At 67.4% G+C, this 26,151-nt stretch carries 23 protein-coding genes; 7 read left to right on the top strand and 16 right to left on the bottom strand.

Annotated elements, in window-relative coordinates; translation table 11 throughout:
• Positions 1 to 7: 7 nt before the first annotated feature.
• The 6 genes from SOM47_RS12480 to SOM47_RS12505 all read right to left on the bottom strand — a co-directional run bounded on the left by SOM47_RS12480 (position 8) and on the right by SOM47_RS12505 (position 4,585).
• The gene (locus tag SOM47_RS12480; RefSeq protein WP_235305984.1) at positions 8 to 283 is read right to left on the bottom strand and encodes an acyl carrier protein; all 276 of its coding nucleotides are present in this window, start codon (positions 281 to 283) and stop codon (positions 8 to 10) included.
• Positions 280 to 537 carry an ApeE family acyl carrier protein gene (gene apeE / locus SOM47_RS12485; protein WP_042612466.1) on the bottom strand — a complete coding sequence of 86 codons (258 nt, stop codon included), beginning with the start codon at positions 535 to 537 and terminating at the stop codon, positions 280 to 282. The genes SOM47_RS12480 and apeE overlap by 4 nt, the downstream gene beginning before the upstream one ends.
• Entirely contained in the window at positions 524 to 1,330 is an 807-nt protein-coding gene (locus SOM47_RS12490; RefSeq protein ID WP_320505765.1) for a lysophospholipid acyltransferase family protein, read from the bottom strand. Before SOM47_RS12490 ends, apeE begins: the two co-directional genes overlap by 14 nt.
• Positions 1,320 to 2,060 carry a beta-ketoacyl synthase chain length factor gene (locus tag SOM47_RS12495; protein WP_320505766.1) on the bottom strand — a complete coding sequence of 247 codons (741 nt, stop codon included), beginning with the start codon at positions 2,058 to 2,060 and terminating at the stop codon, positions 1,320 to 1,322. The genes SOM47_RS12490 and SOM47_RS12495 overlap by 11 nt, the downstream gene beginning before the upstream one ends.
• Before the next feature lie 112 nt (positions 2,061 to 2,172).
• Entirely contained in the window at positions 2,173 to 3,186 is a 1,014-nt protein-coding gene (cydB, locus tag SOM47_RS12500) for a cytochrome d ubiquinol oxidase subunit II (RefSeq protein WP_042612469.1), read from the bottom strand.
• Position 3,187: 1 nt separating this feature from the next.
• Positions 3,188 to 4,585 carry a cytochrome ubiquinol oxidase subunit I gene (locus SOM47_RS12505; RefSeq protein ID WP_320505767.1) on the bottom strand — a complete coding sequence of 466 codons (1,398 nt, stop codon included), beginning with the start codon at positions 4,583 to 4,585 and terminating at the stop codon, positions 3,188 to 3,190.
• Between the two features lie 607 nt (positions 4,586 to 5,192).
• On the opposite strand from SOM47_RS12505, the gene SOM47_RS12510 reads away from it, so the two are divergent.
• The 4 genes from SOM47_RS12510 (at position 5,193) to hemF (ending at position 10,485) form a co-directional block, all read left to right on the top strand.
• Complete coding sequence (locus tag SOM47_RS12510; RefSeq protein ID WP_320505768.1) at positions 5,193 to 7,562, top strand: S9 family peptidase; 2,370 nt, start codon at positions 5,193 to 5,195, stop codon at positions 7,560 to 7,562.
• 69 nt (positions 7,563 to 7,631) lie between these two features.
• Positions 7,632 to 8,195 carry a hypothetical protein gene (locus SOM47_RS12515; protein WP_042613872.1) on the top strand — a complete coding sequence of 188 codons (564 nt, stop codon included), beginning with the start codon at positions 7,632 to 7,634 and terminating at the stop codon, positions 8,193 to 8,195.
• 38 nt (positions 8,196 to 8,233) lie between these two features.
• A complete protein-coding gene (locus SOM47_RS12520; RefSeq protein ID WP_320505769.1) occupies positions 8,234 to 9,517 on the top strand; it encodes a hypothetical protein in 1,284 nt (427 codons plus the stop codon).
• Positions 9,518 to 9,588: 71 nt separating this feature from the next.
• A complete protein-coding gene (gene hemF, locus SOM47_RS12525; protein ID WP_320505770.1) occupies positions 9,589 to 10,485 on the top strand; it encodes an oxygen-dependent coproporphyrinogen oxidase in 897 nt (298 codons plus the stop codon).
• Positions 10,486 to 10,775: 290 nt separating this feature from the next.
• On the opposite strand, the gene polA is transcribed toward hemF, so the two are convergent.
• Entirely contained in the window at positions 10,776 to 13,553 is a 2,778-nt protein-coding gene (gene polA, locus SOM47_RS12530) for a DNA polymerase I (RefSeq protein ID WP_192085023.1), read from the bottom strand.
• 87 nt (positions 13,554 to 13,640) lie between these two features.
• On the opposite strand from polA, the gene SOM47_RS12535 reads away from it, so the two are divergent.
• Together SOM47_RS12535 and SOM47_RS12540 are read left to right on the top strand one after the other, a co-directional pair.
• Complete coding sequence (locus SOM47_RS12535) at positions 13,641 to 13,937, top strand: DUF2782 domain-containing protein (protein ID WP_042613875.1); 297 nt, start codon at positions 13,641 to 13,643, stop codon at positions 13,935 to 13,937.
• Positions 13,938 to 13,953: 16 nt separating this feature from the next.
• Positions 13,954 to 14,196, top strand: a complete 243-nt coding sequence (locus tag SOM47_RS12540) for a hypothetical protein (protein WP_320505771.1) — start codon at positions 13,954 to 13,956, stop codon at positions 14,194 to 14,196.
• Between the two features lie 160 nt (positions 14,197 to 14,356).
• On the opposite strand, the gene SOM47_RS12545 is transcribed toward SOM47_RS12540, so the two are convergent.
• A complete protein-coding gene (locus SOM47_RS12545; RefSeq protein WP_320505772.1) occupies positions 14,357 to 14,803 on the bottom strand; it encodes a universal stress protein in 447 nt (148 codons plus the stop codon).
• A 129-nt stretch (positions 14,804 to 14,932) separates the two neighbouring features.
• Between SOM47_RS12545 and SOM47_RS12550 the strand changes: the two genes are divergently transcribed.
• On the top strand, positions 14,933 to 15,646 hold the full coding sequence (locus SOM47_RS12550; RefSeq protein WP_320505773.1) for a ThuA domain-containing protein: 714 nt from the start codon (positions 14,933 to 14,935) through the stop codon (positions 15,644 to 15,646).
• A gap of 14 nt (positions 15,647 to 15,660) precedes the next feature.
• Here SOM47_RS12550 and SOM47_RS12555 read toward each other — a convergent pair whose 3' ends face one another.
• From SOM47_RS12555 to rpmB, 8 genes are all read right to left on the bottom strand, one after another.
• Positions 15,661 to 16,518, bottom strand: a complete 858-nt coding sequence (locus SOM47_RS12555) for a hypothetical protein (RefSeq protein ID WP_320505774.1) — start codon at positions 16,516 to 16,518, stop codon at positions 15,661 to 15,663.
• The gene (locus SOM47_RS12560; RefSeq protein WP_320505775.1) at positions 16,421 to 19,642 is read right to left on the bottom strand and encodes a hypothetical protein; all 3,222 of its coding nucleotides are present in this window, start codon (positions 19,640 to 19,642) and stop codon (positions 16,421 to 16,423) included. Before SOM47_RS12560 ends, SOM47_RS12555 begins: the two co-directional genes overlap by 98 nt.
• Before the next feature lie 353 nt (positions 19,643 to 19,995).
• The gene (locus tag SOM47_RS12565) at positions 19,996 to 20,322 is read right to left on the bottom strand and encodes a low molecular weight protein tyrosine phosphatase family protein (RefSeq protein WP_192085018.1); all 327 of its coding nucleotides are present in this window, start codon (positions 20,320 to 20,322) and stop codon (positions 19,996 to 19,998) included.
• A gap of 16 nt (positions 20,323 to 20,338) precedes the next feature.
• A complete protein-coding gene (gene uvrD / locus SOM47_RS12570) occupies positions 20,339 to 22,528 on the bottom strand; it encodes a DNA helicase II (protein WP_042613880.1) in 2,190 nt (729 codons plus the stop codon).
• Positions 22,529 to 22,537: 9 nt separating this feature from the next.
• Positions 22,538 to 23,938, bottom strand: coding sequence for an FAD/NAD(P)-binding protein (locus tag SOM47_RS12575; RefSeq protein ID WP_414715800.1), 1,401 nt, complete (start codon positions 23,936 to 23,938; stop codon positions 22,538 to 22,540).
• 34 nt (positions 23,939 to 23,972) lie between these two features.
• Complete coding sequence (gene cls / locus SOM47_RS12580; RefSeq protein ID WP_320505776.1) at positions 23,973 to 25,391, bottom strand: cardiolipin synthase; 1,419 nt, start codon at positions 25,389 to 25,391, stop codon at positions 23,973 to 23,975.
• A 112-nt stretch (positions 25,392 to 25,503) separates the two neighbouring features.
• Positions 25,504 to 25,671, bottom strand: a complete 168-nt coding sequence (gene rpmG / locus SOM47_RS12585) for a 50S ribosomal protein L33 (protein ID WP_182339464.1) — start codon at positions 25,669 to 25,671, stop codon at positions 25,504 to 25,506.
• Between the two features lie 7 nt (positions 25,672 to 25,678).
• Entirely contained in the window at positions 25,679 to 25,915 is a 237-nt protein-coding gene (gene rpmB / locus SOM47_RS12590; protein WP_019185625.1) for a 50S ribosomal protein L28, read from the bottom strand.
• Positions 25,916 to 26,151: the final 236 nt, after the last annotated feature.

The following is a 26,151-nucleotide window of genomic DNA, read 5'->3' on the forward strand; positions in this document are numbered from 1 at the left end:
CGCGCGGTCAGGCAGCGGCCGGGTCGGGCAGCAGCCCATGCACCACATCGACCACGTCCTGCACGGTGCGCACCGTCTTGAAGGCATCCGGCTGCAGGTTGCGGCCCAGCAGCGGCTTCAACTGCACGATCAGGTCCACCGCATCGATGCTGTCGATGTCCAGGTCGGCATGCAGCCGCGCGCCAGGCACGATCAGGGCCGGATCGATCTCGAAGCTGGTCGTCAGCAGGCGGGCGATGTGGTCGAACAGGTCGGTCTTGGTCATGGCGTTGAGGTCACTCACGCGCGGCTGCCGGCGACGAAGGCCGCCAGCGCCTGCACGCTGCCGAAATGGCGGCGGGTTTCTTCCGAATCCGCGGACAGGCTCACGCCGTATTGCTTCTGCAGGGCCAGGCCCAGCTCCAGTGCATCGATTGAATCCAGGCCTAGGCCTTCGCCGAACAAGGGCGCGGTGGCATCGATTTCGGCGGCGGAGATGTCTTCCAGCGACAACGCCGAAATGATCAGCTCCTTGATCTCGTGCTCAAGTTCCTGCACGGGGCAGCTCTCCACAGGGTTGGAAGTATCGGGTGAGATGGTCGGTGACGCGCCGCGCGGCCAGGGCTTCCCCTCCTGCCGCTGCGTCTTCGTCGATGAACGTGCCGATCGGAATGTCCTCACCGACCTCCAGCGAAACGTGGAAGCGTCGCGGGGGCACACGATACCATTTCCGCCCCTTTTCCAGCGTCGGCGGAGTGCAGCGTATCCGTACCGGGGTGATGTCCCGCCGGCCGCGCACGGCGATGTTGGCCGCGCCGCGGCGCAGTTTCAGCGGCTGGCCGGGCTCGCTGCGGGTGCCCTCGGGGAAGATCACCAGGCAGCCTCCGCCGCGTACCGTGGCGATGCCCGCTTCCACCAGCGCCGGCCCGTCATCGTTGACGATGTAGCCGGCGGCCCGGACGGTGGCGCGCATGAATGGATTGCGGGCCACCGCGCGTTTGACCACGCAGTCCGCATCCGGCAGCAGCGCGACCAGCAGCACCACGTCGATCAGGGTCGGATGATTGGCCAGCACCAGCAGGCCTTCGCGCTGCAGCCGTGCCGCGCCGCTGACCGAAACCGTGAGCACGCCGAGGCGGCGCATGATCGCCACCTGCAGGGCGAATCCCCGTTGGACGCCCCGGCGCGCGAGCCGGCGGCGGCGCGCGGGGTCGCGCACCAGGACCAGCATCAACGGCGCCACGACTACACCGGCAACCAGCCCGCCCAGCCCGAACGCCGCAAAGCTCAGGCCGGTGGCCAACACCCGCCAGGCCCGGTCCAGACCGCGCAGCAGCGCCTCAGCGGACACGCTTCCAGGTCCAGCGCTGGCCGTCGATCACCCGCTCGCAGGACGGCTGCGCGGACAGCAGGAAACGCTGCAGGTCCAGCGCATGCGGCAGCAGCCCGGGCAGATCATCGGCCTGCCCGGTGGCCTGCCAGCCCAGCTGCAGGCGCATGCCCGGAGCATCGGGGCGCCGGACGCGCCAGCACCAGGCGTGGAACGGAGCCGGCTCATCGATGAACTCCGCATACAGTGCCGGCAACGGCGGGTCGTAGACCACGATGCGGACTTCCTCGGCGCCATCGGCGAGCAGCCCGGCCGCTTCCAGGCAGGCTGCTTCGGCCGTGGCCTTGCCCGCCGCCAATGCCAGGTTGTTGCCGCGGTGGCCACGGGTGATGGAGTACAGCGCGCCGATCGCGTTGTGCACCGACAGGCCGAAGGTGGTGGGTGAAAGCGCTTGTTCGGCCACCAGCGCGGCCAGCAGCTCCATCGAACGGGCGACATCGCCATGGCGGCTGGCGAACACCAGTGGCACGCGGCTGTCCGCCCCCTCGCCGGCTTCGCACCAGCAGGCGGCCTGGATCGCCATGCGGCCCAGCCGCTCGATCCGGCGACGCTGCATGGCCGGTACCTCCGGCAGCCCGGGCGTGTCCTCGCCTTCGGGCAGCCAAGGTGCCTGCGCCCAGTCCTGCCAGGCGCTGCGGGTGGCCAGCCCGGGCGCCCAGGCGGCCCAGTCGACAACGGAAAACTCGATCATTGCGGAACAACTGCTGCGGTTGCGCGGAGCGCCGCACGCTAGCACGGCCGGGGCGGAGAGCGTGACGAAGAACGTCCAAACCCACCACGACAACGGTCGTCACTCATCGCGCCTAGTGATAGCCGGCGTCGGCTTCCACCTTGCCGCGGAATACCCGGTACGACCACGCCGTGTAACCCAGGATCACCGGCAGCAGCACCACCAGGCCGACCAGGCTGAAGCCCAGCGACGACGCCGGCGCCGCCGCATCCCACAGGGTCATGGTGGGCGGCAGGAGGTAGGGCCACATGCCCAGCACCAGCCCGGCGAAACCAAGCACGAACAGCGCCAGGGTGAGCAGGAACGGCGGCAGATCGCGCTTGGGATGGACGGCGCTGCGCCACAGCGCGGCGGCCACCGCCAGGGTCAGGATCGGCACCGGCGACAGCCACCAGAAATTGCCGTCGGAGAACCAGCGCTGCATCAGGTGCGACTGCAGGAACGGCAGCCAGCTGCTGACCAGCCCCATCGCCACGATCACCGCCACCACCAGCGGCCGGGTCACCTGCCGGGCCAGCACCTGCACCGGGCCGGTGGTCTTGAGGATCAGCCAGGTGCTGCCGAGCAAGGCGTAGCCGGCCACCAGCGAGGCACCGGTCAGCATCGCGAACGGGCTGAACCAGCCGAGCGCACCGCCGGTATAGACCCCGTCGACGATCGGCAGGCCCTGCACCAACGCACCCAGGATGATTCCCTGGGCGAAGGTGGCCAGCAGCGAACCCAGCCCGAACGCCACGCTCCACAGCCGCTTGGAGCGATGCGCCTTGAAGCGGAATTCGAAGGCCACGCCGCGGAACACCAGCGCCATCACCAGCAGCAGCACCGGCAGGTACAGCGCCGACAGCAGCGCGGCGTACGCCTTCGGGAAGGCCGCCAGCAGGCCCGCACCGCCCAGCACCAGCCAGGTCTCGTTGCCGTCCCAGATCGGCGCGGCGGTGTTCATCATCTGGTCCAGTTCTTCTTCGCTATGGGCGAACGGGGCCAGGATGCCGATCCCCAGCACGAAACCGTCCAGCACCACGTACATCAGCACGCCGAAGCCGATCACCGCGAACCACGCCACCGGCAGCCAGGTCATCAGGTCCATGTCAGCGCTCCTCCAGGGGTTCATCCGCGCCGGACAATGGACGCGCCGGGGTGTGGTGGCCGCCATCCAGCGAGGGGCCGTCTTCATGCGGTCTGGGGCCCTGCCGCAGGATCTTCACCAGATACCAGATGCCCCAGCCGAACACGAAGGCATAGCCGACCACGTAGACGCCCAGCGACAGCGCGGTCATCCATGCGCTCTGCGGCCCGACCGCATCGGCGGTGCGCAGCAGGCCGTACACCACCCATGGCTGGCGCCCCATTTCGGTCACGAACCAGCCCGACACCAGCGCGATGAAGCCACTGGGCAACATCCAGTTCCAGCCACGCAGCAACCAGCGCGACTGCAGCAGCCTGCCACGCAACAGGGCGATGACCGACACCAGCGCCAGCAGCAGCATCAGCGTGCCCAGCCCGACCATGATCCGGAAGGCGAAGAAGACGGGGGTGACCGGCGGCCGCTCGCTGGCCGGCACGGAGGTCAGCGGCGCGATGGTTCCCTCGCGCGAATGGGTCAGGATGAGGCTGCCGAGCGTGGGGATGGCGACCTCGAAATCATTGCGTTCCTGTTCCTCGTTGGGCAGCGCGAACACCACCAGCGGCACCCCCTCCCCTGGCGCGGTGTCATGCCAGTGCGCCTCCACCGCCGCGATCTTCATCGGCTGGTGCTTGAGGGTGTTCAGGCCGTGCATGTCGCCGACGAAGATCTGCGCGGGCACGGTGATCGCGGCGAAAATCACGGCGGCGGTCAGCATGCGGCGGCCCGCTTCCACGTGCACGCCGCGGCGCAGGTAGTACGCGCCGATGCCGCCGATCACGAAGCAGGTGGTGATGAACGAGCCCAGCGCCATGTGGGTCAGGCGATACGGGAAAGACGGGTTGAACACCACCTTCCACCAGTCGACCGGATGCACGATGCCGTTGACCATTTCATAGCCGGCGGGGGTATGCAGCCAGCTGTTGGAGGCCAGGATCCAGAAGGTGGACACCAGCGTGCCCAGGGCCACCATGCAGGTGGACAGGAAGTGCAGCCGCGGCGACACCCGGCCCCAGCCGAACATCATCACGCCGAGGAAACTGGCCTCCAGGAAGAAGGCGGTCAGTACTTCATAGGTGAGCAGCGGGCCGATCACCGACCCGGCCACCTGGATCAGGCGCGGCCAGTTGGTGCCGAACTGGAAGGCCATGACGATACCGCTGACCACGCCCATGCCGAAAGACACGGCGAAGATCTTCTGCCAGAAGAAGAACAGCTCGCGCCAGATCGGGTTGCGGGTACGCAGCCAGCGCCATTCCACGAACGCCAGCCAGCTGGCGGTGCCGATGGTGAAGGCGGGGAACAGCACGTGGAAACTGACCACGAAGCCGAACTGGAAACGGGACAACAGCAATGCGTCCAAGGGGACGTCCTCCTGCCGGGCGCGGGTGGGGATACCGGACCAGTCTGGGTGGATTTGCGTGAAGAAGGGATGCGACCGGGTGACGCGCTGCTTCACTTTGTCGCGGGGTGCCAGCAGCATCAAAAGCGTGCAGGGCTGCGTGTTGGTGGAGCGGGGTGGGTTGGCGGGGGACGGCAACAACCGCATCCTGCGGGCCTCGTTTCGCGCCATCCATGGCGCTCAACGCCCCCGCCAACCCACCCCGCCCCACCTTCGACAGGTCCATGGCAGCCTTGGAACATGCGGCTCTGGTAGCGCCGACCCATGGTCGGCGGATCGTTGGGGGAACAGGATCTGATGGTCTCCGCCGACCATGGGTCGGCGCTACCGCTTGCTTGCTGGCGGCCACGGGAACTGTCAGAGCGACGGGCGGGTGGGCTGTCGGGGACACTGTGAGGCAGGAGCCGAACAGTAGCCTACAAGGACGTACTTGCGGCGTGTCCCGGACAGCCCACCCGCCCGTCGCCGTCCCAGAGCAAACCAGCCCTTGCATGACCTGTGGGCCAGCCCCTGCCGGGGAGGGGCTGCTACCCTTGGCCGGTTTTCTCCTCCACGGTGCGTCCCGTCCATGTCCCGAGTGCTGCCGCTGTCCCTGTTGTTGTCCGCCCTGCTGGCCGCTCCGGCCGTTCAGGCCGCGCCGACCCCGATCACCATCGAACAGGCCATGGCCGACCCCGATTGGATCGGGCCGCCGGTGGAACGCGCCTGGTGGTCCTGGAACAGCCAGCAGGTTGAATACCAGCTCAAGCGCAAGGGCAGCCCGGTCCGCGACACGTTCCGCCAGCCGCTCAGCGGGGGCGTCGCCGCCCAGGTGGCCGACGACCAGCGCGGCAGCCTGGACGTGGCCGATCCGGTCTATGACAGCAGCCGCAGCCGCATGGCCTTCGCCCGCAACGGCGATGTGTTCGTGCGCGACCTGCGCAGCGGCGCGCTGACCCAGCTCACCCGCGGCAACGAACGTTCCAGCGGCATCAACTTCGCCACCGACGGCGGGGTGATCTGGCGCAACGGACAGAACTGGTTCCATTGGACCGCCGCGAAGGGCGTGGCCCAGGTGGCCAGCCTGAAGGCGGAGAAGAATCCGTCCGACGCGCCCAAGGCCGATACCCTGCGCGAACAGCAGCTGCGCACGCTGGAAACCCTGCGCCGCGACCGCGAACAGCGCGAAGCCCTGAAGGAACAGGACCAACGCTGGCGCGAGACCGACCCGACCCGCGCGCCGGGCCCGGTGTTCCTCGGTGCCGATGTGGAGATCGTCGACAGCGTGCTGTCGCCCGATGGCGTGCACCTGGTGGTGGTGACCAAGCCGAAGGGCTTCGAAGAAGGTCGCACCAGCAAGATGCCGCTGTACGTGACCGAATCCGGTTACGAAGAAACCGAAGACACCCGCACCCGCGTCGGCCGCAATGAGCCGGAACCGCATACCTTCTGGCTGGTCAATGCACGCACCGGCAAGGTCGACAAGGTCTCGCTGGATACCCTGCCGGGTATCGGCACCGATCCGCTGGCCAGCCTGCGCAGGCAGGCCGGCAAGGACGCGCTGAAGGGCAACCGCCCGCTGGAACTGATGAGCGACTTCATGGGCGGCGGCATCCGCTGGAGCGCCGATGGCCAGCAGGCCGCGATCATGTTGCGCGCCAACGACAACAAGGACCGCTGGATCGTCAGCGTGGGCGCGGCCGATGGCCGCCTGCAGAGCCGCCACCGGCTCACCGATGCGGCCTGGATCAACTGGGGCTTCAACGATTACGGCTGGATGGCCGACGGCCGCACGCTGTGGCTGCTGTCCGAGGAATCCGGTTTCTCGCACCTGTACACCCAGGCCGGCACCGGCAAGCCGCAGGCGCTGACCAGCGGCAAGTGGGAGACCTCCGCGCCGGCACTGTCGGCCGATGGCAAGGGCTTCTACTTCCTGTGCAACCAGCAGGCCCCGCACGACTATGAAGTGTGCAGCGTCGACGTGGCCAGCCGCCAGGTACGCGAGCTGACCAGCCTCAACGGCGTGGAGGATTTCACCGTCTCCCCGGATGGCCAGCAGTTGCTGGTGCGCTACTCCGGTGCCTATCTGCCGGCCCAGCTGGCCGTGGTGCCGACCGCAGGCGGGCAGGCGCGCGTGCTGACCGACACCCGCAGCACCGAATTCAAGGCACGCGAATGGATCCAGCCGAAGCTGGTGGCGGTGCCGTCCAAGCACGGTGCCGGCGTGGTCTGGGCCAAGTACTACGAGCCGGAAAACAAGGAACCCGGCAAGAAGTATCCGATCGTGATGTTCGTGCACGGCGCCGGCTACCTGCAGAACGTCCACCAGCGCTATCCGGCCTATTTCCGCGAACAGATGTTCCACAACCTGCTGGTCCAGCAGGGCTACATCGTGCTGGACATGGACTACCGCGGCAGCGAGGGCTACGGCCGCCACTGGCGTACCGCGATCTACCGCAACATGGGCCACCCGGAGCTGGAAGACTACAAGGATGGGCTGGACTGGCTGGCCGAAACCCAGCAGGGCGACCGCGACCGCGCCGGCATCTACGGCGGTTCCTACGGCGGCTTCATGACCTTCATGGCGCTGTTCCGTTCGCCGGGTACGTTCAAGGCCGGCGCTGCACTGCGTCCGGTGGTGGACTGGCACAACTACAACCACGCCTACACCGCCAACATCCTCAATACGCCGGACATCGACCCGGAGGCCTACCGCGTTTCTTCGCCCATCGAGTACGCGCAGAACCTGCAGGACCACCTGATGATCGGCCACGGCATGATGGACGACAACGTGTTCTTCCAGGATTCGGTCAACCTGACCCAGCGCCTGATCGAACTGCACAAGGACAACTGGACCATCGCGCCGTACCCGCTGGAACGCCATGGCTACACCCGTGCCGATTCCTGGCTGGACCAGTACAAGCGCATCCTCAAGCTGTTCAACGAAAACGTGAAGTAATCCAGCGGGTCGTGCCGGTTGCGATCGGCACGACCCGGCTGGCGTCGTCTCCCCCTGCAAGGACACCGGATGTCACAGCGCCCCCCTTCCCTGGCCACGCCGGGCCATGGCACACCCCCGCGCACGGACTTCGTGCGCCCCATCGCGTTGACCACCCTGCTGGTCTGCATGGCCATGATCGTGTGGTTCCTGCTGCAGGCACTGGTGGCCTGGCCGATCGGCGCCAGCCAGCCCTGGCAGATGCTGGTGGAACTGGCCGAGGAAAGCGGGTGGCCACCCAGCCTGCGCTGGATGCTGGCCCACCCGGTGGCCACCAGCCTGTTGCTGGGCGCGGCCTGCGTGCCGTCACTGGTCTCCAGCTGGGGCCTGTACAAGGGCACCCGCTGGGGACTGCTGAGCTTCGTCTGGCTGCTGGTGATCACCGGTATCGGCAACATCGGCGTGGCGTGGTGGATGGATCGCGTCGCCGCCGTGTTGATCGGCATGCTCGGCGAGGCCGACGTGGTCGAGGCGCTGAATGCCCAGCGCATCCTGTTCACTGCCACCGTGCTCGGCAGCTGCGTGCTGTTCGCGGTGCTGCAGGGCTGGCTGGCATGGCGGCTGATGCGCCCGGACATCCGTTCGCGCTACTGACCTCCCCTCTTCCTTCTTTCCTTTCCCCCGGAGTCTGCATGTCAGTGATGACGTTGCCGCTGCGCGCGATCACCGCGCTTTTCCTTCTGTCCGCCACTGCCGTGGCCAGCGCACAGGACTGTGCTGTCTACGATGAGGCCACCTGTGGCAACCAGCTGTACAGCGCCGATGCAACGCGCCTGCAGCAATGGTGCGAGCAGGGCACCGGCGTGGCCTGCAGCGGCCTGCTGCGCGAATGGGCCAGCGAGGCGCGGCAGGCCGACACCCGCGCCCCCAACGACGACCCGGACCTGCAGGAACCGGCAGTGTGCAAGGAAGCCGACCCCGCCTACGACGAGCAGGCCTGCGAGGTGGCGGCCAAGGCGGCGCTGTCCAAGGCGATGGGCATGGCGCTGACCGGAGTGTTCGACCAGCGTGAGATCGTGTTGCCGACGGCCCGGCTGGAGGCGCTGCAGTCGTTCTGCGTGGCGCATCCGCATGGCGACTTCTGCCGCGAGGTCGCCGAAGAACAGTGGAAAGCCGGTGGCTTCGCGCAGGCCGTGGCGGCGCTGCAGCTCAGCTGCCGCAGCGGCGATGAGCGCGGCTGCGAGCTGCATGCCCCACTGCAGGCGCTCGGTGGCGCGGCGCGGCCGCAGCCGGCCACCACCGTGCCGTGCGGCGAGTATCGCAGCGAGGGCGGCCTGCTGGACACGCTGGACTTCGGCGACGGCGGCCTGGTTGGACTGGGGTTGGGCGCACAGGCGCGCGCGCGGCTGGAAGACGGCGCGATCCGGCTGCGCCACGACAAGGGCGGGGACTTCGTGTTCCAGACCCTGCCCGGCGGCCGGCTGGTCGGCATGGACGAGTGGACCCGGATGCGGGTTTTCCAGCGTACCGGTGGCAAGGCGCAGTGTGCCGAAGCGGTCGTGTTCAACGTCGTGCCGCTGCCAAGGGACTGCCCGCAGGCCGCCAGCGGGGACGGCGCCGCAGCCTGCTGCAAGGCCGGCAGCCTGCAGGGTTGCAACACACTGGGCAACCAGCAGGCCCTGGCCGGTGATTGGGTAAAGGCCGCCGGCAGCTACCTGCAGGTATGCCGCGCGGGCGTGCGCGAAGGCTGCGAGAACCTGGCCAGTGCACAGGAAAACAGCGCCGAGGTGGATGCGCGGGAGCAGTTGCAGCAGCTGTGCGAGGCCGACCGCAGCGGCCGTCACGTGGCCTGCGATGTCGTGGCCACGCGCAACTGGACACTGATGGAACTGGGCCGGGCGCTGCAGGACGCCGCCGAGGAGAGCAGCAAGGACGACGCGCCGGCACCGTCGCGCACGCGCAACCACAAGCGCTGATGGCATCGGCCGAGCGTGGCTCGGCGCTGCCAGCGCTGCAGCGGGCGGCGGGCACCGGCTAAACTGCACGCATGAACGAGTTCGACCGCGTCCGCGCTTACCTTACCGACCTGCAGGACCGCATCTGCGCCGCCATCGAAGGCGTCGACGGCCAGGCCCGCTTCCAGGAAGACCTGTGGCAGCGCGCCGAAGGCGGCGGCGGGCGCACCCGCATCCTGCGCGATGGCGCCGTGTTCGAGCAGGCAGGCATCGGCTTTTCCGACGTGGCCGGCAGCCGCCTGCCGCCTTCGGCCTCGGCCAACCGGCCGGAGCTGGCCGGCGCCTCGTGGCGCGCCACCGGCGTCTCCCTGGTGTTCCACCCGCTCAATCCGCGGGTGCCCACCACCCATGCCAACGTGCGCTTCTTCCAGGCCGAACGGGACGGCCGGGTGGTGGCCAGCTGGTTCGGCGGCGGCTTCGACCTGACCCCGTTCTACCCCGTCGATGAAGACGTGCGGCACTGGCACCAGACCGCGCATGACCTGTGCGCGCCGTTCGGCGCCGAGCGTTATCCGGCGCACAAGCGCTGGTGCGATGAGTACTTCTTCCTGCGCCACCGCAACGAGACGCGCGGCGTGGGCGGGTTGTTCTTCGATGACCTGCATGGCGATTTCGAGCGCGACTTCGATTACCTGCGCGCGGTCGGCGATGGCTTCCTGGACGCCTACCTGCCGATCGTGGCGCGGCGCAAGGATGCCCCGTACGGCGAGGCCGAGCGCGAGTTCCAGCTGTACCGGCGCGGCCGCTACGTGGAGTTCAACCTGGTCTACGACCGCGGCACCCTGTTCGGCCTGCAGAGCGGCGGCCGCAGCGAAAGCATCCTGATGAGCCTGCCGCCACGCGTGCGCTGGGAGTATGGCTTCCAGCCCGAATCCGGCAGCGCCGAAGCGCGACTGGCCGACTACCTGGTGCCGCGCGACTGGCTGTAACGGCGAGGCCCTGCAGACGCCCCAAATAAAAAGCCCCGCTGACCAGGGGGAGGTCAACGGGGCCGGGGAACGGGTGCTTGGGGAGGAGCCCCCGTTCCGAGATCTGCTCCAGGGGATGGGAGAGATCCACAACAGGCGTTGCGCCTGTTGGAGCCTATGGAAGCACTTCGAACATTGATGAATCGTGAAGGCGGCCCATTTAGCCGACCTCCCCCACCAGAATATTCATCATTTAGTCAGCTAAATCACGTCGATTAACCCATTCAGCGGCATAAGGCGCTGAACACGACTCAATGGGCTTCGTCCCAGTTGTGACCGTGTCCGGTATCGACCACCAGCGGCACCTTCAGCTGTGCCGCTTGCGACATATGGAGAACCACCGCCGTACGCAGCTCGTCGATGAATCCGGCTTCGCACTCGAACACCAGTTCATCGTGCACCTGCAGGATCATCCTGGCCGGCGCCGCAGACGCCTTCAGCCAGCCGTCCACGTGTACCATCGCCCGCTTGATGATGTCGGCGGCGGTGCCCTGCATCGGTGCGTTGATGGCCGCCCGTTCGGCACCGGCACGCAGGCCCTGGTTGCGCGCGTTGATGTCGTTCAGGTACAGGCGCCGGCCGAACAGGGTTTCCACGTAGCCCTGCTCGCGTGCCTGCTGGCGCATGCGTTCCATGAAATCGCGCACGCCCGGATAGCGGCTGAAATACAGCGCGACGTAATCCTGAGCCTGGCCGCGGTCGATGCCAAGGTTGCGGGCCAGGCCGAACGCACTCATGCCGTACATCAGGCCGAAGTTGATCGCCTTGGCGGCGCGACGTTCGTTGCTGGTCACTTCCTCCAGGCTGCGCCCGAACACTTCTGCGGCGGTGGCGCGGTGCACGTCCGCGCCCTGTTCGAAGGCCCGTACCAGCCCCGGGTCTTCGGACAGGTGGGCCATGATCCGCAGTTCGATCTGCGAGTAGTCTGCGGCCAGCAGCAGCTTGCCCTCCGGTGCGACGAAGGCACGGCGGATGCGGCGGCCGTCGTCGGTGCGGATCGGGATGTTCTGCAGGTTCGGATCGGACGAGGACAGCCGCCCGGTGGCCGCGCCGGACTGGTGGTAACTGGTGTGCACCCGGCCGGTATCGGCGTTGACCATCTCCGGCAGCTTGTCGGTGTAGGTGCTGCGCAGCTTGGCCAGCCCACGGTAGTCCAGGATCACCCGCGGCAGCTCGTGCTGTTCGGCGATCGCTTCGAGGGCTTCTTCGTTGGTGCTCGGCTGGCCCTTCGGCGTCTTCACCAGGGCCGGCAGCTTGAGTTCGTCGAACAACACCGCCTGCAGCTGCTTGGGCGAATCCAGGTTGAAGCTGCGCCCGGCCAGTTCGGTGGCCTTCTGCTGCGCGGCCAGCATGCGGGTGGACAGGTCCTGGCTCTGGCGGCGCAGTTCGGCCACGTCCACCTGCACGCCATTGGCTTCGATGCTGGCCAGCACCGGTACCAACGGCATTTCGATTTCCCGGTACACCTGGTCCAGCGACGGCAGCGCCAGCAACTGGGGCGCCAGCGCGCGATGCAGCCGCAGGGTCACATCGGCATCTTCGGCAGCGTAGCGGCTGGCCTCGTCGATGCCCACCTGGGAGAAGGAAATCTGCTTGGCGCCCTTGCCGGCCACGTCCTCGAACTTGATCGTGGTGTAGCCGAGGTAGCGCTGCGCCAGCGAATCCATGTCATGCCGGGTTGCCGTGGAGTTCAGCACGAAGCTTTCCAGCATGGTGTCGTCGTGGTATCCACGCACCTCGATGCCATGCCGGCGCAGCACGTGCAGGTCGTACTTGCCGTGCTGGCCGAGCTTCTTCTTCGCCGGGTCTTCCAGCACCGGGCGCAGCGCATCCAGCACCTGCTGCATCGGCAGCTGGGCCGGCGCGCCGGGGTAGTCATGGTTGAGTGGGATATAGGCCGCCTTGCCCGGCTCCACCGCCAGGCTGATGCCCACCAGCCGTGCACGCATCGCATCCAGGGCGTCGGTTTCGGTATCGAAACTGACCAGGTCGGCCTGTTGCAATCGCTCGATCCAGGCCTGCAGCTGGGCCGGCTCCAGCACGGTCTCGTACTCGCCCGGCAACGACAGCGACGGGTCCAGATCAGCCACCGGCGCATCTTCGCCGCCACCCCGGGCGAATCCAGCCGCGGTGCCGCGCAGACTCGGCACCGTCTCGCTGGCCAGCGACGGTGCCAAGCCCGCGCTGCCTTCCAGTTCCTTCAGCGCCTGGGTGAAGCCGTACCGCGCGTACAGTTCGCGCAGTTCCTCGACGTTGCGCTCGCGCAGCGGCAGGTCCTGCGGCCCGGCTTCCAGCGCCACGTCGGTACGGATGGTGACCAGCTCGCGGTTCAGCGGCAGCCGTTCCAGCGCCGCGCGCAGGTTCTCGCCGATCTTGCCTTTCATGGTCGGCGCGGCGGCGATCACCCCGTCCAGGTGCTGATACTCGCCCAGCCACTTGGCGGCGGTCTTGGGGCCACATTTCTCGACGCCGGGCACGTTGTCCACCGCGTCGCCCATCAAGGCCAGGAGGTCGACGATCTGGTCGGCGCGCACGCCGAACTTTTCCATCACCGCAGCGTCTGAATCCATCCGGCTGCCGGTCATGGTGTTGACCAGTTCGATGCCCGGGCGCACCAGCTGGGCGAAGTCCTTGTCCCCGGTGGAGATGGTCACGCTGAGCTCGCGCGCCACGCCCTGCAGGGCCAGCGTGCCGATCACATCGTCCGCTTCCACGCCGGAGATGCGCAGGATGCTGATACCCAGCGCGTCGACGATGCGGCACATCGGTTCGACCTGGCTGCGCAGCTCGTCCGGCATCGGCGGGCGGTTGGCCTTGTACTGGGCGTACAGGTCGTCGCGGAAGGTCCTGCCCGGCGCATCGACCACGAACGCCACGTAGGCGGGGCGCTCCTTCAGCGTTGCGCGAAGCATGTTGACCACGCCGAACAAAGCGCCGGTCGGTTCACCCTGCGGATTGGACAGCGGCGGCAGCGCGTGGAACGCGCGATACAGGTAACTGGACCCGTCGATAAGGACTAATCTGCTCATGCGACGATTCTACGCGCCCCGCGCCTGCACGTCGGTCACGCCGGCTGGGGCATAATCCCCTACACACCCGGCCAAGGACTCCTGCCCATGAAACCCATGATGCTCGCCGCGCCGCTGCTGCTGGCCCTGCTGCTGGCCGGCTGCGCGACCTCTGGTGGCGCCGGTGCACCGCCGGTCGACGTGGCCGGTGCCGACATCGCCAAGCGCACGCTGGACAACGGCGACGTGCTGGAGGAGTACCGCGTGGCGGGCCAGCTGCGCATGGTCAAGGTGACCCCGCTGCGCGGTGCCCCCTATTTCATGTACGACCAGAACGGCGATGGCCGCATGGATGATTCCAAGGACGGCGTGTCGCCGGTGTACTGGAAGCTCTACAGCTGGTGATGCACGTTCTTTCGAGATGAGCAACGTAGAACGCCGTAACCTGCCGATCGACCAGGCCGCCCTTCGCCAGGGGCTGACGGCCGAGCAGCTGTCCGCCGTGCAGACCCTGGAACATTTCGGCTGGCAGCTGCGCTTCGTGCGGCGGCCGCTGTTCCGCGATCCGATCCCAGTGCTGTTCGACCGCACTGGCGAGCGCTACGTGGTGCTGCAGTCCGATGGCAGCCTGGACGAATCACAGACCCTGAAGCTGCGCGACTGAGCGTGGCGCGGCTGGCAACAGCGTGACGACCAACGGTCGTCAACCACCACGACCAATGGTCGTCACCCACCACCGCGCCGGGCGCCACCCACAAGGCAGCAGAACGGCGCCGGCCGCTTCCTGCGACCGACGCCGGGTCCCCTCCCCGGGGAACGCTGTCTCAGCGGATGACCAGCACCGGTATGCTGCTGCGCGCGAGCACTTCGGCGGTCTGGCTGCCCAGCAGCACGCGGGTCATACCGCGCCGGCCATGCGAGGTCATCACGATAAGGTCCGAGCTGCGCTCGCCGGCCACGTCGATCACACCGTCGGCCGCATAGCGGTCCAGCACGTGCACGCCGTTGGCCCGCACGCCCTGCGCCTGCGCGGTAGCCAGCGCGGGCTGCAGGATCTTCTGCGCCGTCTCTTCGCGGTCGGCCTTGTATTCCGGGCTGTTCATGTAGCCGACGCTCCAGCCCATGGCGTCATACATGCCAACGGCCCAAGGCTCGGATACGGTAACGATATCGACCTCCGCGTCCAGGTCCTTGGCCAGCTCCAGACCCTTCATCAGGCCTTTTTCCGACAGTTCGGACCCGTCGGTGGCAATCAGGATGCGCTTGTACATGGCCAGGCTCCTTGGTAGTCCGCCGTGTGGGAACAGGAGCATTACATACCCCGCGTGCAGGCCACGCCTTGAGCACGATCAATGCAGTGCAGCATGGCGCAGCGGGCGGTGCGTGCCAGAATCGGTCGCATGCGCACCCTCATCTCCTGCTGCCTGGCCCTGTTGCTGCTCCCTTGGCCGGCCTATGCCGACGATGCGGTCCTGGTTTTCACCCGGACCGCGAAGTTCCGCCATGACTCCATCCCGGTAGCCGTGGATACGCTGGCATCGCTGGCCGCCGAGCAGGGACTGCGGGTGGTGCACGGCGAAGACAGCGGCGTATTCACTGCTGAAGGGCTGTCAGCCTTTCGCGCCGTGGTGTTCGCCAATACCACCGGCGACGTGCTGGATGAGCCGCAGCAGGCCGCGCTCCAGGCCTTCATCGAAGGGGGCGGGGGTTTCCTCGGCCTGCATTCGGCGGCCGACACCGAGTACGACTGGCCGTTCTATGGCGAACTGGTCGGTGCCTGGTTCCACAAGCATCCACCCGGCCTGCAATCTGCGCGGGTGACGCTGCACGGCCAGGGCCATGAGGGCGTGCAGTGGTCGATCACCGATGAGATCTACAACTATCGCCGCAATCCACGTCCGTGGGTGCAGGTGCTGGCCACGGTGGATGAAGCCGGATACGAAGGCGGCACGATGGGCGATGACCATCCCATCACCTGGTGCCGGCCGATGGGCCGCGGCCGAAGCTGGTATACCGGCTTCGGCCACGATGCGGCGGTGTACGCCGATCCCGATGTGCGCGCGATGCTGCGGCGGGGACTGGCCTACGCCAGCGGAGCGTCCCCGCACTGCTGACGGCAGCGTGCGGGTCATCGGGTCGCGCTGCCCGACGCGCCGCTGTGAGGGTCCACGTATTGCCGGGTGCGTTGCCGCCCGGGGCGGGAGCCAGGCGCCGCCTCTGCGCGTGGAGAGCCTTCCCTGAGCGCCCGCAATCGTTGTTCCAGCCTGGCCGTGGCGCTGTCTTCCCGCAGCGCCCGCAGGCGCCTTTCAAGCTGCGCATCGGTGTGCCTGACAGAGGACGCGGAGCCGCCGGCAACATCCGGACTGCGCAGCATTGCAAGGCGTGTTTCAACCTCGTTCTTGAATCCGCGGCTTTGGACGATCGCATCACGCGTGGCGCGGGCCGAGGCTTCGCTGGCGGCCTTTGCACCTGCGCGACGCTCGGCCTCTTTGTGCGCGGTGGCCTGGGCCTGCGCACTGGCCTGCGCATTTGCCTGCGAGGAGGCGGCAAGAGCCGCAGCGCGGGTAGCGCTTCCAGCAGCACGGGCGGATGCCCGCTGAGCCGATTCCCTGACCTTGCTGCGCGCCTGCTGTTCGGCCTGTACCTGCGTATCCCGCTGCGCCTGGGCCACTGCACGGGCTGCCATGTCGCCTGCGGTGGCAGCTGCGTGCTGCTGCGCGCGTTGGCCGATGCCCACTGCATCCAGGGCCTCATTGCCGGTGCCGCCAGCGTCACGCACCATGTTGCGGATGTCGACCTCGATCTCCGCGGCACACTGTTTGAGCAACTGACGCCTGTCCGGCAGCGACAGTCCCGGCTGCGCCAGCACCGCGTCCGTGTAGCGCCGCTCACCAGCCTGCACCCGTAGCTCGGCGTCGGCTTTGCGCAGGTTTCTCATTCGAATCCGGTAGTCGTCCAGTGCTTCGCCCTTGAGCTTTTCGATCATCCCGGGCGGCACGGGGGCGTTGCGTGGAAGCCGGTTTTTTTCCAGCGCCTCCGTCCAGGCGCTTTCCACGCTTTCCTGGACAAACGCCTGCAACGCCTCGTCCTCGGCATGGCTGGTCAGCTTCGTGTGCAGGTTTCCGCGCATGACGGGCAGCTCCAGTTCGATCATGCGGCGGACACCATACGCGCCTTCGACATGCTGCACGAGGGCGCGCAGCGGTAACGCGGAGCGCTCCTGCGTCCGCTGCGACCCTGATCGGTTCGTCACTGCGGCGCGGCTCGTAGGACAGCTTCTTCGCCGCCCAGCTGCGCCACGACCGCAGTCGGATGTACTCCGCGTTTCCCGGCAACAGCTCGGCCTGTTGCAGGCGACGATCCCACGCGATCGATGCGCCTGATGCCGCCAACGCGGCGTAATAGTTGGGATAGCCCTTCTCCTTCGCCGTCAGCAGCCCCTCGCGCAGCATCGTCGGGGTGATCTCCGCCGATCTGGCCATCAGGGTCTCCAGCAGCTCGATGAAGGCCATCCCGAGCGCGGGGTCACGATGGGCGTGCGCGCCGACGTTGGGCGGATAGGCGGATCCTTCGAACGGCTCCAACAGGCAGCGCGTGACCCGCGTGGCATCGAGGTGATCCGCGTCCACCAGGCGGGTCACCAGCAACAGCCAATCGCGGTTTGCCTCGAAGCTGGCGTGCCCGAGAGCATCCGAGCCCGGACCCAGTTCCAGGTCCCTCAACAGCTGCCCGAACACCAATGGGGACAAAAGTTCTTCGCCGATTGCACGGATGTCCGTCTCCTCGTTGGTGTCCAGCGCGGCCGCCAGTCTTCGATTGCAGTCATGCAGCTGCTGCAGCGTCCTGATCCGTGCCGTCGTGGCATTGGGCGCGTGCGCCGTGGCGTCACCCATCACCGGGGCAAGATCGCCGTCCAGCAGCATCTGATGCCCGGCGTGCAGGGCGTTGATGTGTTCCTGCAGGGCCATGGGGTCGGCATCACCGCCCAAGGCAGCACCGATGCCGTCCAGCATCTGCTGCCGGACCCGCGCGGCGCGCTCGGGGTCGGCGCTGATCCAGTCGCGGATCTGCGCGGGCGCATACTGTGCCAGCAGGGCCTGCCGGCGCTGCACCAGGGTGCCGGCCATCCGTGCGGCGTCTGGCCAGTGGCCTTCCGGCGCGCCAGCGGGAACCTGCCATCCTGCGCCGACGACCGCATGCACGGTCATTGCAGGAACCAGCGCGAGCCGATAACCCATTTCAGCCATCGCATCGGCAATGGCCGGGTCGGGCACGGCAGGCGCACGCATGAGCTCGGCGACGCTCTCCGACTGGAATCCATAGGGCCAGCCCAGCGTGTCATGCAACCGGCCGGGATCTGCCGCCATGGCATCGAAATCCGCAGCGTTCTCAACGAAGGCATCCGGTATCGGAAACAGCGAGGCGGGCCGCTGCAGCATGGCGATATCGCCACTGACCTGCTTGGGCAGCATCACCCTGCGCGCATCGAGCGTGGCAAATCCAAGCGGCCCGCACGAACCGAAATCCACGGTCATCGCCACGGGCTGTCCATCGCGCTCGGCGTAGCCGAAATTCTCCATCCGGACGTTGAGATGATCCCAGTTGCCGAGCCATCGCGAGGCGATGAAATGGCGGACCTGGTCGCTGCGCACCGCGGTCGGCAACAAGCGGTTCATCGCCTCCAGCGCATCGAATCGTTGCCTGTCGGCCGCTGCGTGCTCGGCCTGCAGTCCAGCGTCCTGCACCTGCCAGAAATGCGCGACCCCGGCGCGCTGCAGCACCGCATCGCAGGCGGAAACAGCCGCTGCATGGTCGCCACGCAGCTGCGCATAACGCAGCCGGGCACCTTCATCGCCTGCGGCGGCCAGCGCTTCGGCGGAAGGCGAGTCAAGGTAGCTGCCAAGATCCTTGAAGCTGGGTTCGTAACGCGAAGCAAAGCGCAGGCTGTCACCCGGCAGCGAGGCGTCCGCTGCCATCACGCGCGCGTCCGGCGCGACCAGGCCGGTAAGCTGGAACACGCGGGACAGGCTGGCCTCCATCGCACTGAGCCCGGTGTCCCCGGTTTCCTTCACCCTCCAGTCTGCGCCATCGAGGAAAACCAGCGCGGCGGGACGACTGCCGGCGCCGGTCCATGCGCGGGCCGCTGCCGGGCCTTGGCCGTCACCTTTCGCATCGGAATCTGCATCGGGATGGAACAGATGAACCAGCTGGTCGACTCCCTGCACGGCTTCTCCGGAAAGCTGCCGCAGCAGCGCACCGCGCTGGATGCTGGACAGCGAAGGGCCCGACCCGGCGACAGCAGCTACATATTCGTTCTGGATATCGGCAAGCAGCAGGTTTCCCTGCACGCGTCGCAGGCCACCTATTTCTCGCGTGTAGGTGGCCAGGGCATCGCGCCTCTGCGATTCCAGCGAGTGCGCCCGTGATGGCGTGGACTGGAAGAACGGGCTGTCGCGCAGACCGCCGGGCCCGCCGCGCTGGAACTCCATCGACACCATGCGGCCTACCCACTCTGCTTCGGAAGCAGTGATGAGCGCTGGCATGTTGGCGTCCACGCTACGCCGCAGCAGCGAAGACTCCAGCGTTGCCAGGCGTACCGGACAGGTTGCCTCGCAGGCCTGCTGCAGCGTCTCGTCCAAAGCACGCCGGGGCGGGTCCGTCGGCGCCGCTGGCACCAGGTTGCCGCGCGCGCGCGTGCGCAGGGCAGTCAGGGCGGCGTTGCCAGTGTCTCTTTCATGCAGCGTATCGAGCAACGCGACGTAGGCCGCGCCAAGTTCCGGATCACGGAGATAGCGCCTGGTGGAGGGTGCACTGCGTCCATCCGGTGCCGGATCCAGTAGATAGTCGACCACTTTGCCTGCCGGAAGCACCTGTTCCCTTACCAGGCCCGTCACGGTCTGGAGCAAGTACTGGTTGGCGTCCACGCCGGCTTGCCGGAACTCCGGCGTGGCGGAAGACAGCTCCAGGTCGAGCATCAGCCGCCGATGCACGCCATTGTCCAGCAGTGCCGCCGCGGCACGCCCGCTCGCCGCTGCATCTCCCATCTGCAATGCCTGGCGCACCGCGTCCATCGCACGATGGAACATGCCCAGGGTGGTCGACTGGCGCATCGCATCGGGTGATCCGGCAACAGGCAGGCGGCGTTCCGCCGAGACCCGTCCAGTGGCGGTGGGCGCAGACCAATGGCGGGGGCGGACGGGTGCCGCATTGCGGACATGCACGTCGCTGATTGCGTTCCCCGCAGCGCGCTCCTGCAGAGGATCGGCTGGATGGCGCCCGTCTCGAATCACTGCGGGCGTTGTCTGCGACGAGGTGCCACCCACGGGCATACGCCTTCCTTCCATGAACAAGAAGCAAATACTGCCTCTAGCCATAGGCGCAAGCTTTCATAAATGCGGCGCTGGTCAGATGACACCGTCACCCGCCCGGGGAGATGGAGACACGATGCGTCCACGCCGGCCACTCAGCGCAGGTGCGGACTGACCTTGCGCTTGAGCAGTTCGACCAGCACCGGGTCCATGTAGTCGTAGTCATCCGGGATATCCAGGCACACCACGCGCTTGCCGTTCAACCAGGGGGCGAAGCGTGCCGACAGCCGCGTGCGGTGCGCGCGCTCCATCACGAACACCAGATCGGCCCATTCCAGCAGCTCAGGCCCCAGCAGTTCGTCCGCATCGGCCAGCAGCCCGGCCGACGCGGTTTCAACACCGGGCCAGTCGGCGAACACCTGCTCGGCCGTCGGGCTGCGCAGGCGGTTCTGGCTGCACAGGAACAGCACGTGGCGGGTCAATGCGCGGCCGCCGAGCTTACAGCGCGGTCAGGTTGGCGTAGGCCATCACCAGCCACTTGCTGCCGGCATCGGCGAACTCCACCTGCACGCGTGCATGCGCGCCGCTGCCTTCGTAATCGGTGACCATGCCTTCGCCGAACTTCGGATGGGTGACCATCGTCCCGAGCTTCAGCGGCGGTGCTTCCAGCGCGGCATGCCCGCCGCCGCGGCTGGCGCCCAGCGATGCCGGCCGCGACACCTGAACCTTCGGCCGCACTTCATGCAGCAGCTCGCGCGGGATCTCGCGCAGGAAGCGCGACGGCACCCCGTAGTTGTCCTGGCCATGGATGCGCCGTGATTCGGCGTAGCACAGCACCAGCTTCTGCCGGGCGCGGGTGATGCCGACGTAGGCCAGTCGGCGTTCTTCCTCCAGCCGCCCGCTTTCTTCCAGCGAACGTGCGCTCGGGAACAGCCCGTCTTCCATGCCGGCCAGGAACACCAGCGGAAACTCCAGGCCCTTGGCCGAATGCAGGGTCATCAACTGCACCCCGTCTTCGTTGGCCTGGGCCTGTCCTTCGCCCGCTTCCAGTGCGGCATAGGCGAGGAAGGCGACCAGCTCGTCCATGTCCTCCACTTCTTCGACATCGTCGGCCCGGCGCACGAAGCGCGAGGCTACCGACACCAGTTCGTCGAGGTTGTCGGTGCGCGATTCGGAGTCCAGCGCGTTGCGGCTTTCCTTGCTCCAGTGCTCGCGCAGCAGCGAGCGCGCCAGCACGTGGTCGATGCGCTCGGCCAGGGTCATGTGCACGGTCTGCGCCTGCAGCTCGTTGACCAGCACCAGGAAGCCGGCCAGCGCATTGCGCGCGCGTGCCGCCAGCGCGTTGCCCTGGGTGACCAGCATGGTGGCTTCCCACAGCGAAATGCCCTGTGCGCGCGCCTCCCGGCGCACCTCGTCCAGGGTACGGTCGCCGATGCCACGGGTCGGGGTATTGACCGCACGCTCGAAGGCCGCATCGTCGTTGCGGTTGGACAGCAGCCGCAGGTAGGCCAGCGCATCCTTGATTTCGGCGCGTTCGAAGAAGCGCATGCCGCCGTAGACGCGATACGGTACCTGCTCGCTCAGCAGCACTTCTTCCAGCGCGCGCGACTGCGCGTTGCTGCGGTAGAGCACCGCCACTTCGCCATGGCTGCCGCCGTCGCGCACCCACTGGCGCGCACGTTCGACGATGTAACGCGCCTCGTCCATCTCGTTGTAGGCCGCGTACAGGTCGATCGGATCGCCGTCGCCGCTGTCGGTCCACAGCTCCTTGCCGATGCGGTCCGGATTGTGCGAAATGACCGCGTTGGCCGCGCCGAGGATGTTGGCGGTGGAACGGTAATTCTGTTCCAGGCGGATGGTCTGCGCCCCGGGGAAATCACGCAGGAAGCCCTGCACGTTCTCCACCTTCGCGCCGCGCCAGCCATAGATGGCCTGGTCATCGTCGCCGACCACGAACACATGCCCGGTATCGCCGGCCAGCACGCGCACGAAGGCGTACTGGATGGAGTTGGTGTCCTGGAATTCGTCGACCAGGATCTCGCGGAAGCGGGCACGGTAATGCGCCAGCAGGGCCGGGTTGTCGCGCAGCAGTTCATGCGCGCGCAGCAGCAGTTCGGCGAAGTCGACCAGGCCGGCGCGGTCGCAGCGCGCCTGGTATTCGGTGTAGGCCTGGCGCATGGTGTCCAGCCAGGCGTCATTCGGCTCGGGCTGGATGTGCTGCGGCCGGCGGCCCTCGTCCTTCTGTTCGTTGATCCACCAGGCGATCTGCTTGGGTGGATACTTGCCGTCGTCCAGCTCCAGTGCCTGCACCACGCGCTTGACCAGCCGCAGCTGGTCGTCGGAGTCCATCACCTGGAAGGAATCGGGCAGCCTGGCTTCGGCCCAGTGCAGGCGCAGCAGCCGGTTGGCCAGCCCGTGGAAGGTGCCGATCCAGGCGCCACGGCTGCCATTGGGCAGCTGCGCGTCGATCCGGTGGCGCATCTCGCCGGCCGCCTTGTTGGTGAAGGTGACCGCGAAAATGCCATGGGTCGGCACGCCGAACACTTCGTGCAGCCAGGCGATGCGGTGGGTCAGTACGCGGGTCTTGCCAGAGCCCGCGCCGGCCAGCACCAGGTGGTGGCCAGGGGGGGCGGACACGGCATCGCGCTGGGCCGGGTTCAGGCCATCAAGCAGGTGGGAGACATCCATGCCCCCATTTTACGGCATCGCTGCTTCGAGCTCCCGCACCGCGTGGCGTGCCGCATCTTCGGCCTGCTGACGCAGTTCAGGCACGGCCAGGCTCTCCCACAGCGTGCCGATGCGCAGGCTGCCCAGCACGCCGATGGCGCCATGCGCGGTGCCGTCGGCATCGATCAACCGGTCACCTGCAGCCTCGCTGTCCAGGCCGAGGCCATGCGGCCCCGGGCGCGCGATGCCTTCAGCCAGCAATTGCCTCAGCAAGGGATTGCGCAGGCCCTGCGCACGCGTCTCCACGCCGGTGGCATTGACCAGCGCGCCGAGGTCCCACTGCACCGCTGCGCCGTGCGACAAAGCGGCCAGGCGCAGGCCCGCCTCGGTTTCCACGACACCCTGCAGGCGCACGCGGTGCAGCTGCAGGCGGCCATCGGCCAGCGCATCGCGCAGCTGCACATGGACCTCTTCAGCGATACGGTGCCGGTGCACGTCCCAATGCCGTACCACGTGGCGCAGGAAACGCCGCTGGTCAGCCTCATCGAGGGTCTGCCACAGGGCCTTGCCCAGCGGGCGGATGCGCTCCATCACGCTCTGCCAGGGAATGCCGTGCGTGGCCGCCTCGCGGGCATGCCGGCGCAGCGTGTGCAGCCGCGCACGCAGCCCCATCGCCAGCAGCGGTTGCGGATCATACGTGGCGGGCGCGCCGTGGGCATGCGGCAACGGCATCAGCGCGTGACGCGAAAACACGTGCAGCACGCCGCTCTGGCCCGCCGCGAACAATGCCACCACGCTGTCCACCATGCTCAGCCCGGAGCCGATGATGCCGATCGCCTGGTCACCCGCCAGCAGCCGTACCCCATCGTAATCCCAGGCCTCGGCGATCGACTCGTGCGGCAGGGCATCGGCGCCAGCCAGCGGAATCGGCCGTACGCTGTTGCCGCAGGCCAGCACCACCTGGCGGGCATCGACGGCGCTGCCGTCGGCCAGCTGCAGCCGTGCCATGTCGTCCTGCTGGCGCAGCGACAGCACCGCCTGCGCGACCACCTGCAGCTGCGCGCTGCTGGCCTGCTCGGCTTCGGCCAGCCGCTGGCGCAGGTAGGCAGCGTAATGCCGGCGCGGCACGAAGCGGCCCGCCAACGTCGCATCGTCATCCTGCGGAAAGGCGTCGACCTGGCGCAGGTAGCCGGTGAAATCGGTGGGCTGGTCCGGCAGCGCGCTCATCCGCCCGGCCGGCACGTTGAGCAGGTGTTGCGGTGCCGGCGTGGCATAGGCGATGCCCTCGGCCAAGGTCGATGCCGGCTCGAACAGACGTACCTGCAGGGGCATCCGCGCAGTGCGCAGCACGTGCAGGGCGGTCAGCACACCGGCGGCGCCGCCGCCGATGATGGCCAGGTCGATGCGGTGCGGAGTCGCTGTATCGTTCATGCGTTGATTGTAGGCGATGGATCGGCCAGCGCCTTTACATCAGCGCATCGGCCAGCCGCGCGATGCCTTCGCGGCTGCGCCGCCAGGTGGGGCGCTTGCGCCACTGCGAAAGCTCCAAGGGCCGCGAGTTGCGCAGGTAATTGTCCTCGATATCCAGCAACTGGCGCACGATCTTCCGGTCATAGCAGAGCAGGCCGATTTCGGCATTCAGCGCGAACGAACGGATATCCAGGTTGATCGATCCCAACAGGGCGATGTCCTCGTCCACGCTGAGGTGCTTGGCATGCAGGAAATGGGGTTCGTACAAGGCGATGCGCACGCCGCTGCGCAGCAGTTCATCGTAGTAGGCTTCCTGCGCCCACGCGGTCAGCCGTGCGTTGCTGGTGGCCGATACGATCAGCTGCACATCCACCCCGGACAGGGCCGCAATGCGCAGTGCGCTCAGGGTAGCCTCGTCGGGCACGAAGTACGGGGTGACCAGCACGATGCGCCGGCGCGCGAGGTGGATCAACGCATTGACCGCATCGCGCGCGTTGCTGAAGGGGTAGGCCGGGCCACTGGGCAGCAGCTGGGTGGCCACGTCTTCGCTGCACACCGGCACATCGGCCATCACCTCCAGCCGCTGGCCGGTTTCCATGTACCAGTCGCTGGCGAACACCGCTTCCAGGTGGGCCACGGCCGGGCCGCGCACCCGCGCCACCAGCTCGCGGTTCGGACGGCCGCGCACGAAACCGGCATCGGCCAGGTTCTGCGAGCCGATATAGCCGACCTTGTTGTCGATGACGGCGATCTTGCGGTGGTTGCGCAGGTCCATGCGCCCACTGCGGCGCCAGCGCAATCCACCGGGCAGCATCGCGCGGACATCGATATCGCGCGCCAGCAGGCGCTTGCGGTAGGCGCGCAGGCCGCGCTTGGCGCCCACCGCATCCAGCAGCAGGCGGCAGTGCACGCCGCGCGCGGCGGCACGCTGCAGCGCCTCCACGATGGCATCGCCCACTGCGTCGTCGAACATCAGGTAATACAGCAGGTGGACGCGCTCTTCGGCCTGGTCGATGTCGGCGATCAGGTGGGCCAGCGAGTCGTCGTAACCCGTCAGCAGGTCCAGCGCGTTGCCGTGCACCGGCATGAAATCGCCCTGCCGTTCCACCAGTGGCACCATTTCGGCGACGGTGGTGTCCGCGTCCGGCTGCCAGCGCAGGGCCGCCTGCAGCGCCTGTTCTTCGCGGATCACCTGCGAGGCTTCGGCCTGGCGGCGCAGGCGCTCGGCCGACAGCCACGGATGGCCGAACAACAGATAGAGCGGCAGGCCCAGCAAGGGCACGAAGCCGACCAGCAGCAGCCAGCTGCGTGCGGCGCCGGGCGTGGTGCGGGCGGGGATCCACAACAGCGCGGCCAGCCGGATCAGCCAGTCCAGCAGCAGCAGCCATGATCCCAGCATCCACTCGAAGAGCATCGCGCCACCTGCCCGAAGGAAGCCGCATTCTGCCACGGGCTGGGCCACGGCAAAAAAGAAACCCGCCTCGCGGCGGGTTTCTTCATTCGGGAAGCTCAAGCATCCTGGCGGATTACTTGATCTTGCCTTCCTTGTACGGGACATGCTTGCGCACGACCGGATCGTACTTCAGGAATTCCATCTTCCCGGGGGTGTTCTTCTTGTTCTTGTCCGTCGTGTAGAAGTGGCCGGTACCGGCCGTCGAAATCAGACGGATCTTGTCGCGCTTGCCTGCCATGATTTACTCCTCAGACCTTTTCGCCGCGCGAACGCAGCTCAGCCAGAACGGAGTCGATGCCGTTCTTGTCGATGGTGCGCAGTGCATGCGCGGAAACACGAAGCTTGACCCAGCGGTTTTCGCTGGCGACCCAGAAGCGGCGCTCGTGCAGGTTGGGCAGGAAACGACGACGGGTCTTGTTGTTTGCGTGCGAGACGTTGTTACCCGTCTGCACTCGCTTGCCGGAAACTTGGCATACGCGGGACATTGCGCACCTCGATAAGTTTGTATTGAAAGTCCGGCCAGGGAAGGCCGAGCTTCTGCGGAAGGATCCGCACATGTTGTCAGCCCGTAGCCCGGGCGACGGCGGCCTCGATGGTTGCCCACCACACGTCAAGAGAATCAAAGGGTTACGCTGTCCTAGGCGCACCGGAGGACGTATTCCCGGCACCGCCATCCGGGGTTGACCGGACACAGCGAGCCGCGAATTATGCCGCGAAGCGG

Origin of the sequence: Stenotrophomonas sp. CFBP8980 (assembly GCF_034046095.1) — a bacterium.
Taxonomy (GTDB): Bacteria; Pseudomonadota; Gammaproteobacteria; order Xanthomonadales; family Xanthomonadaceae; genus Stenotrophomonas; species Stenotrophomonas lacuserhaii.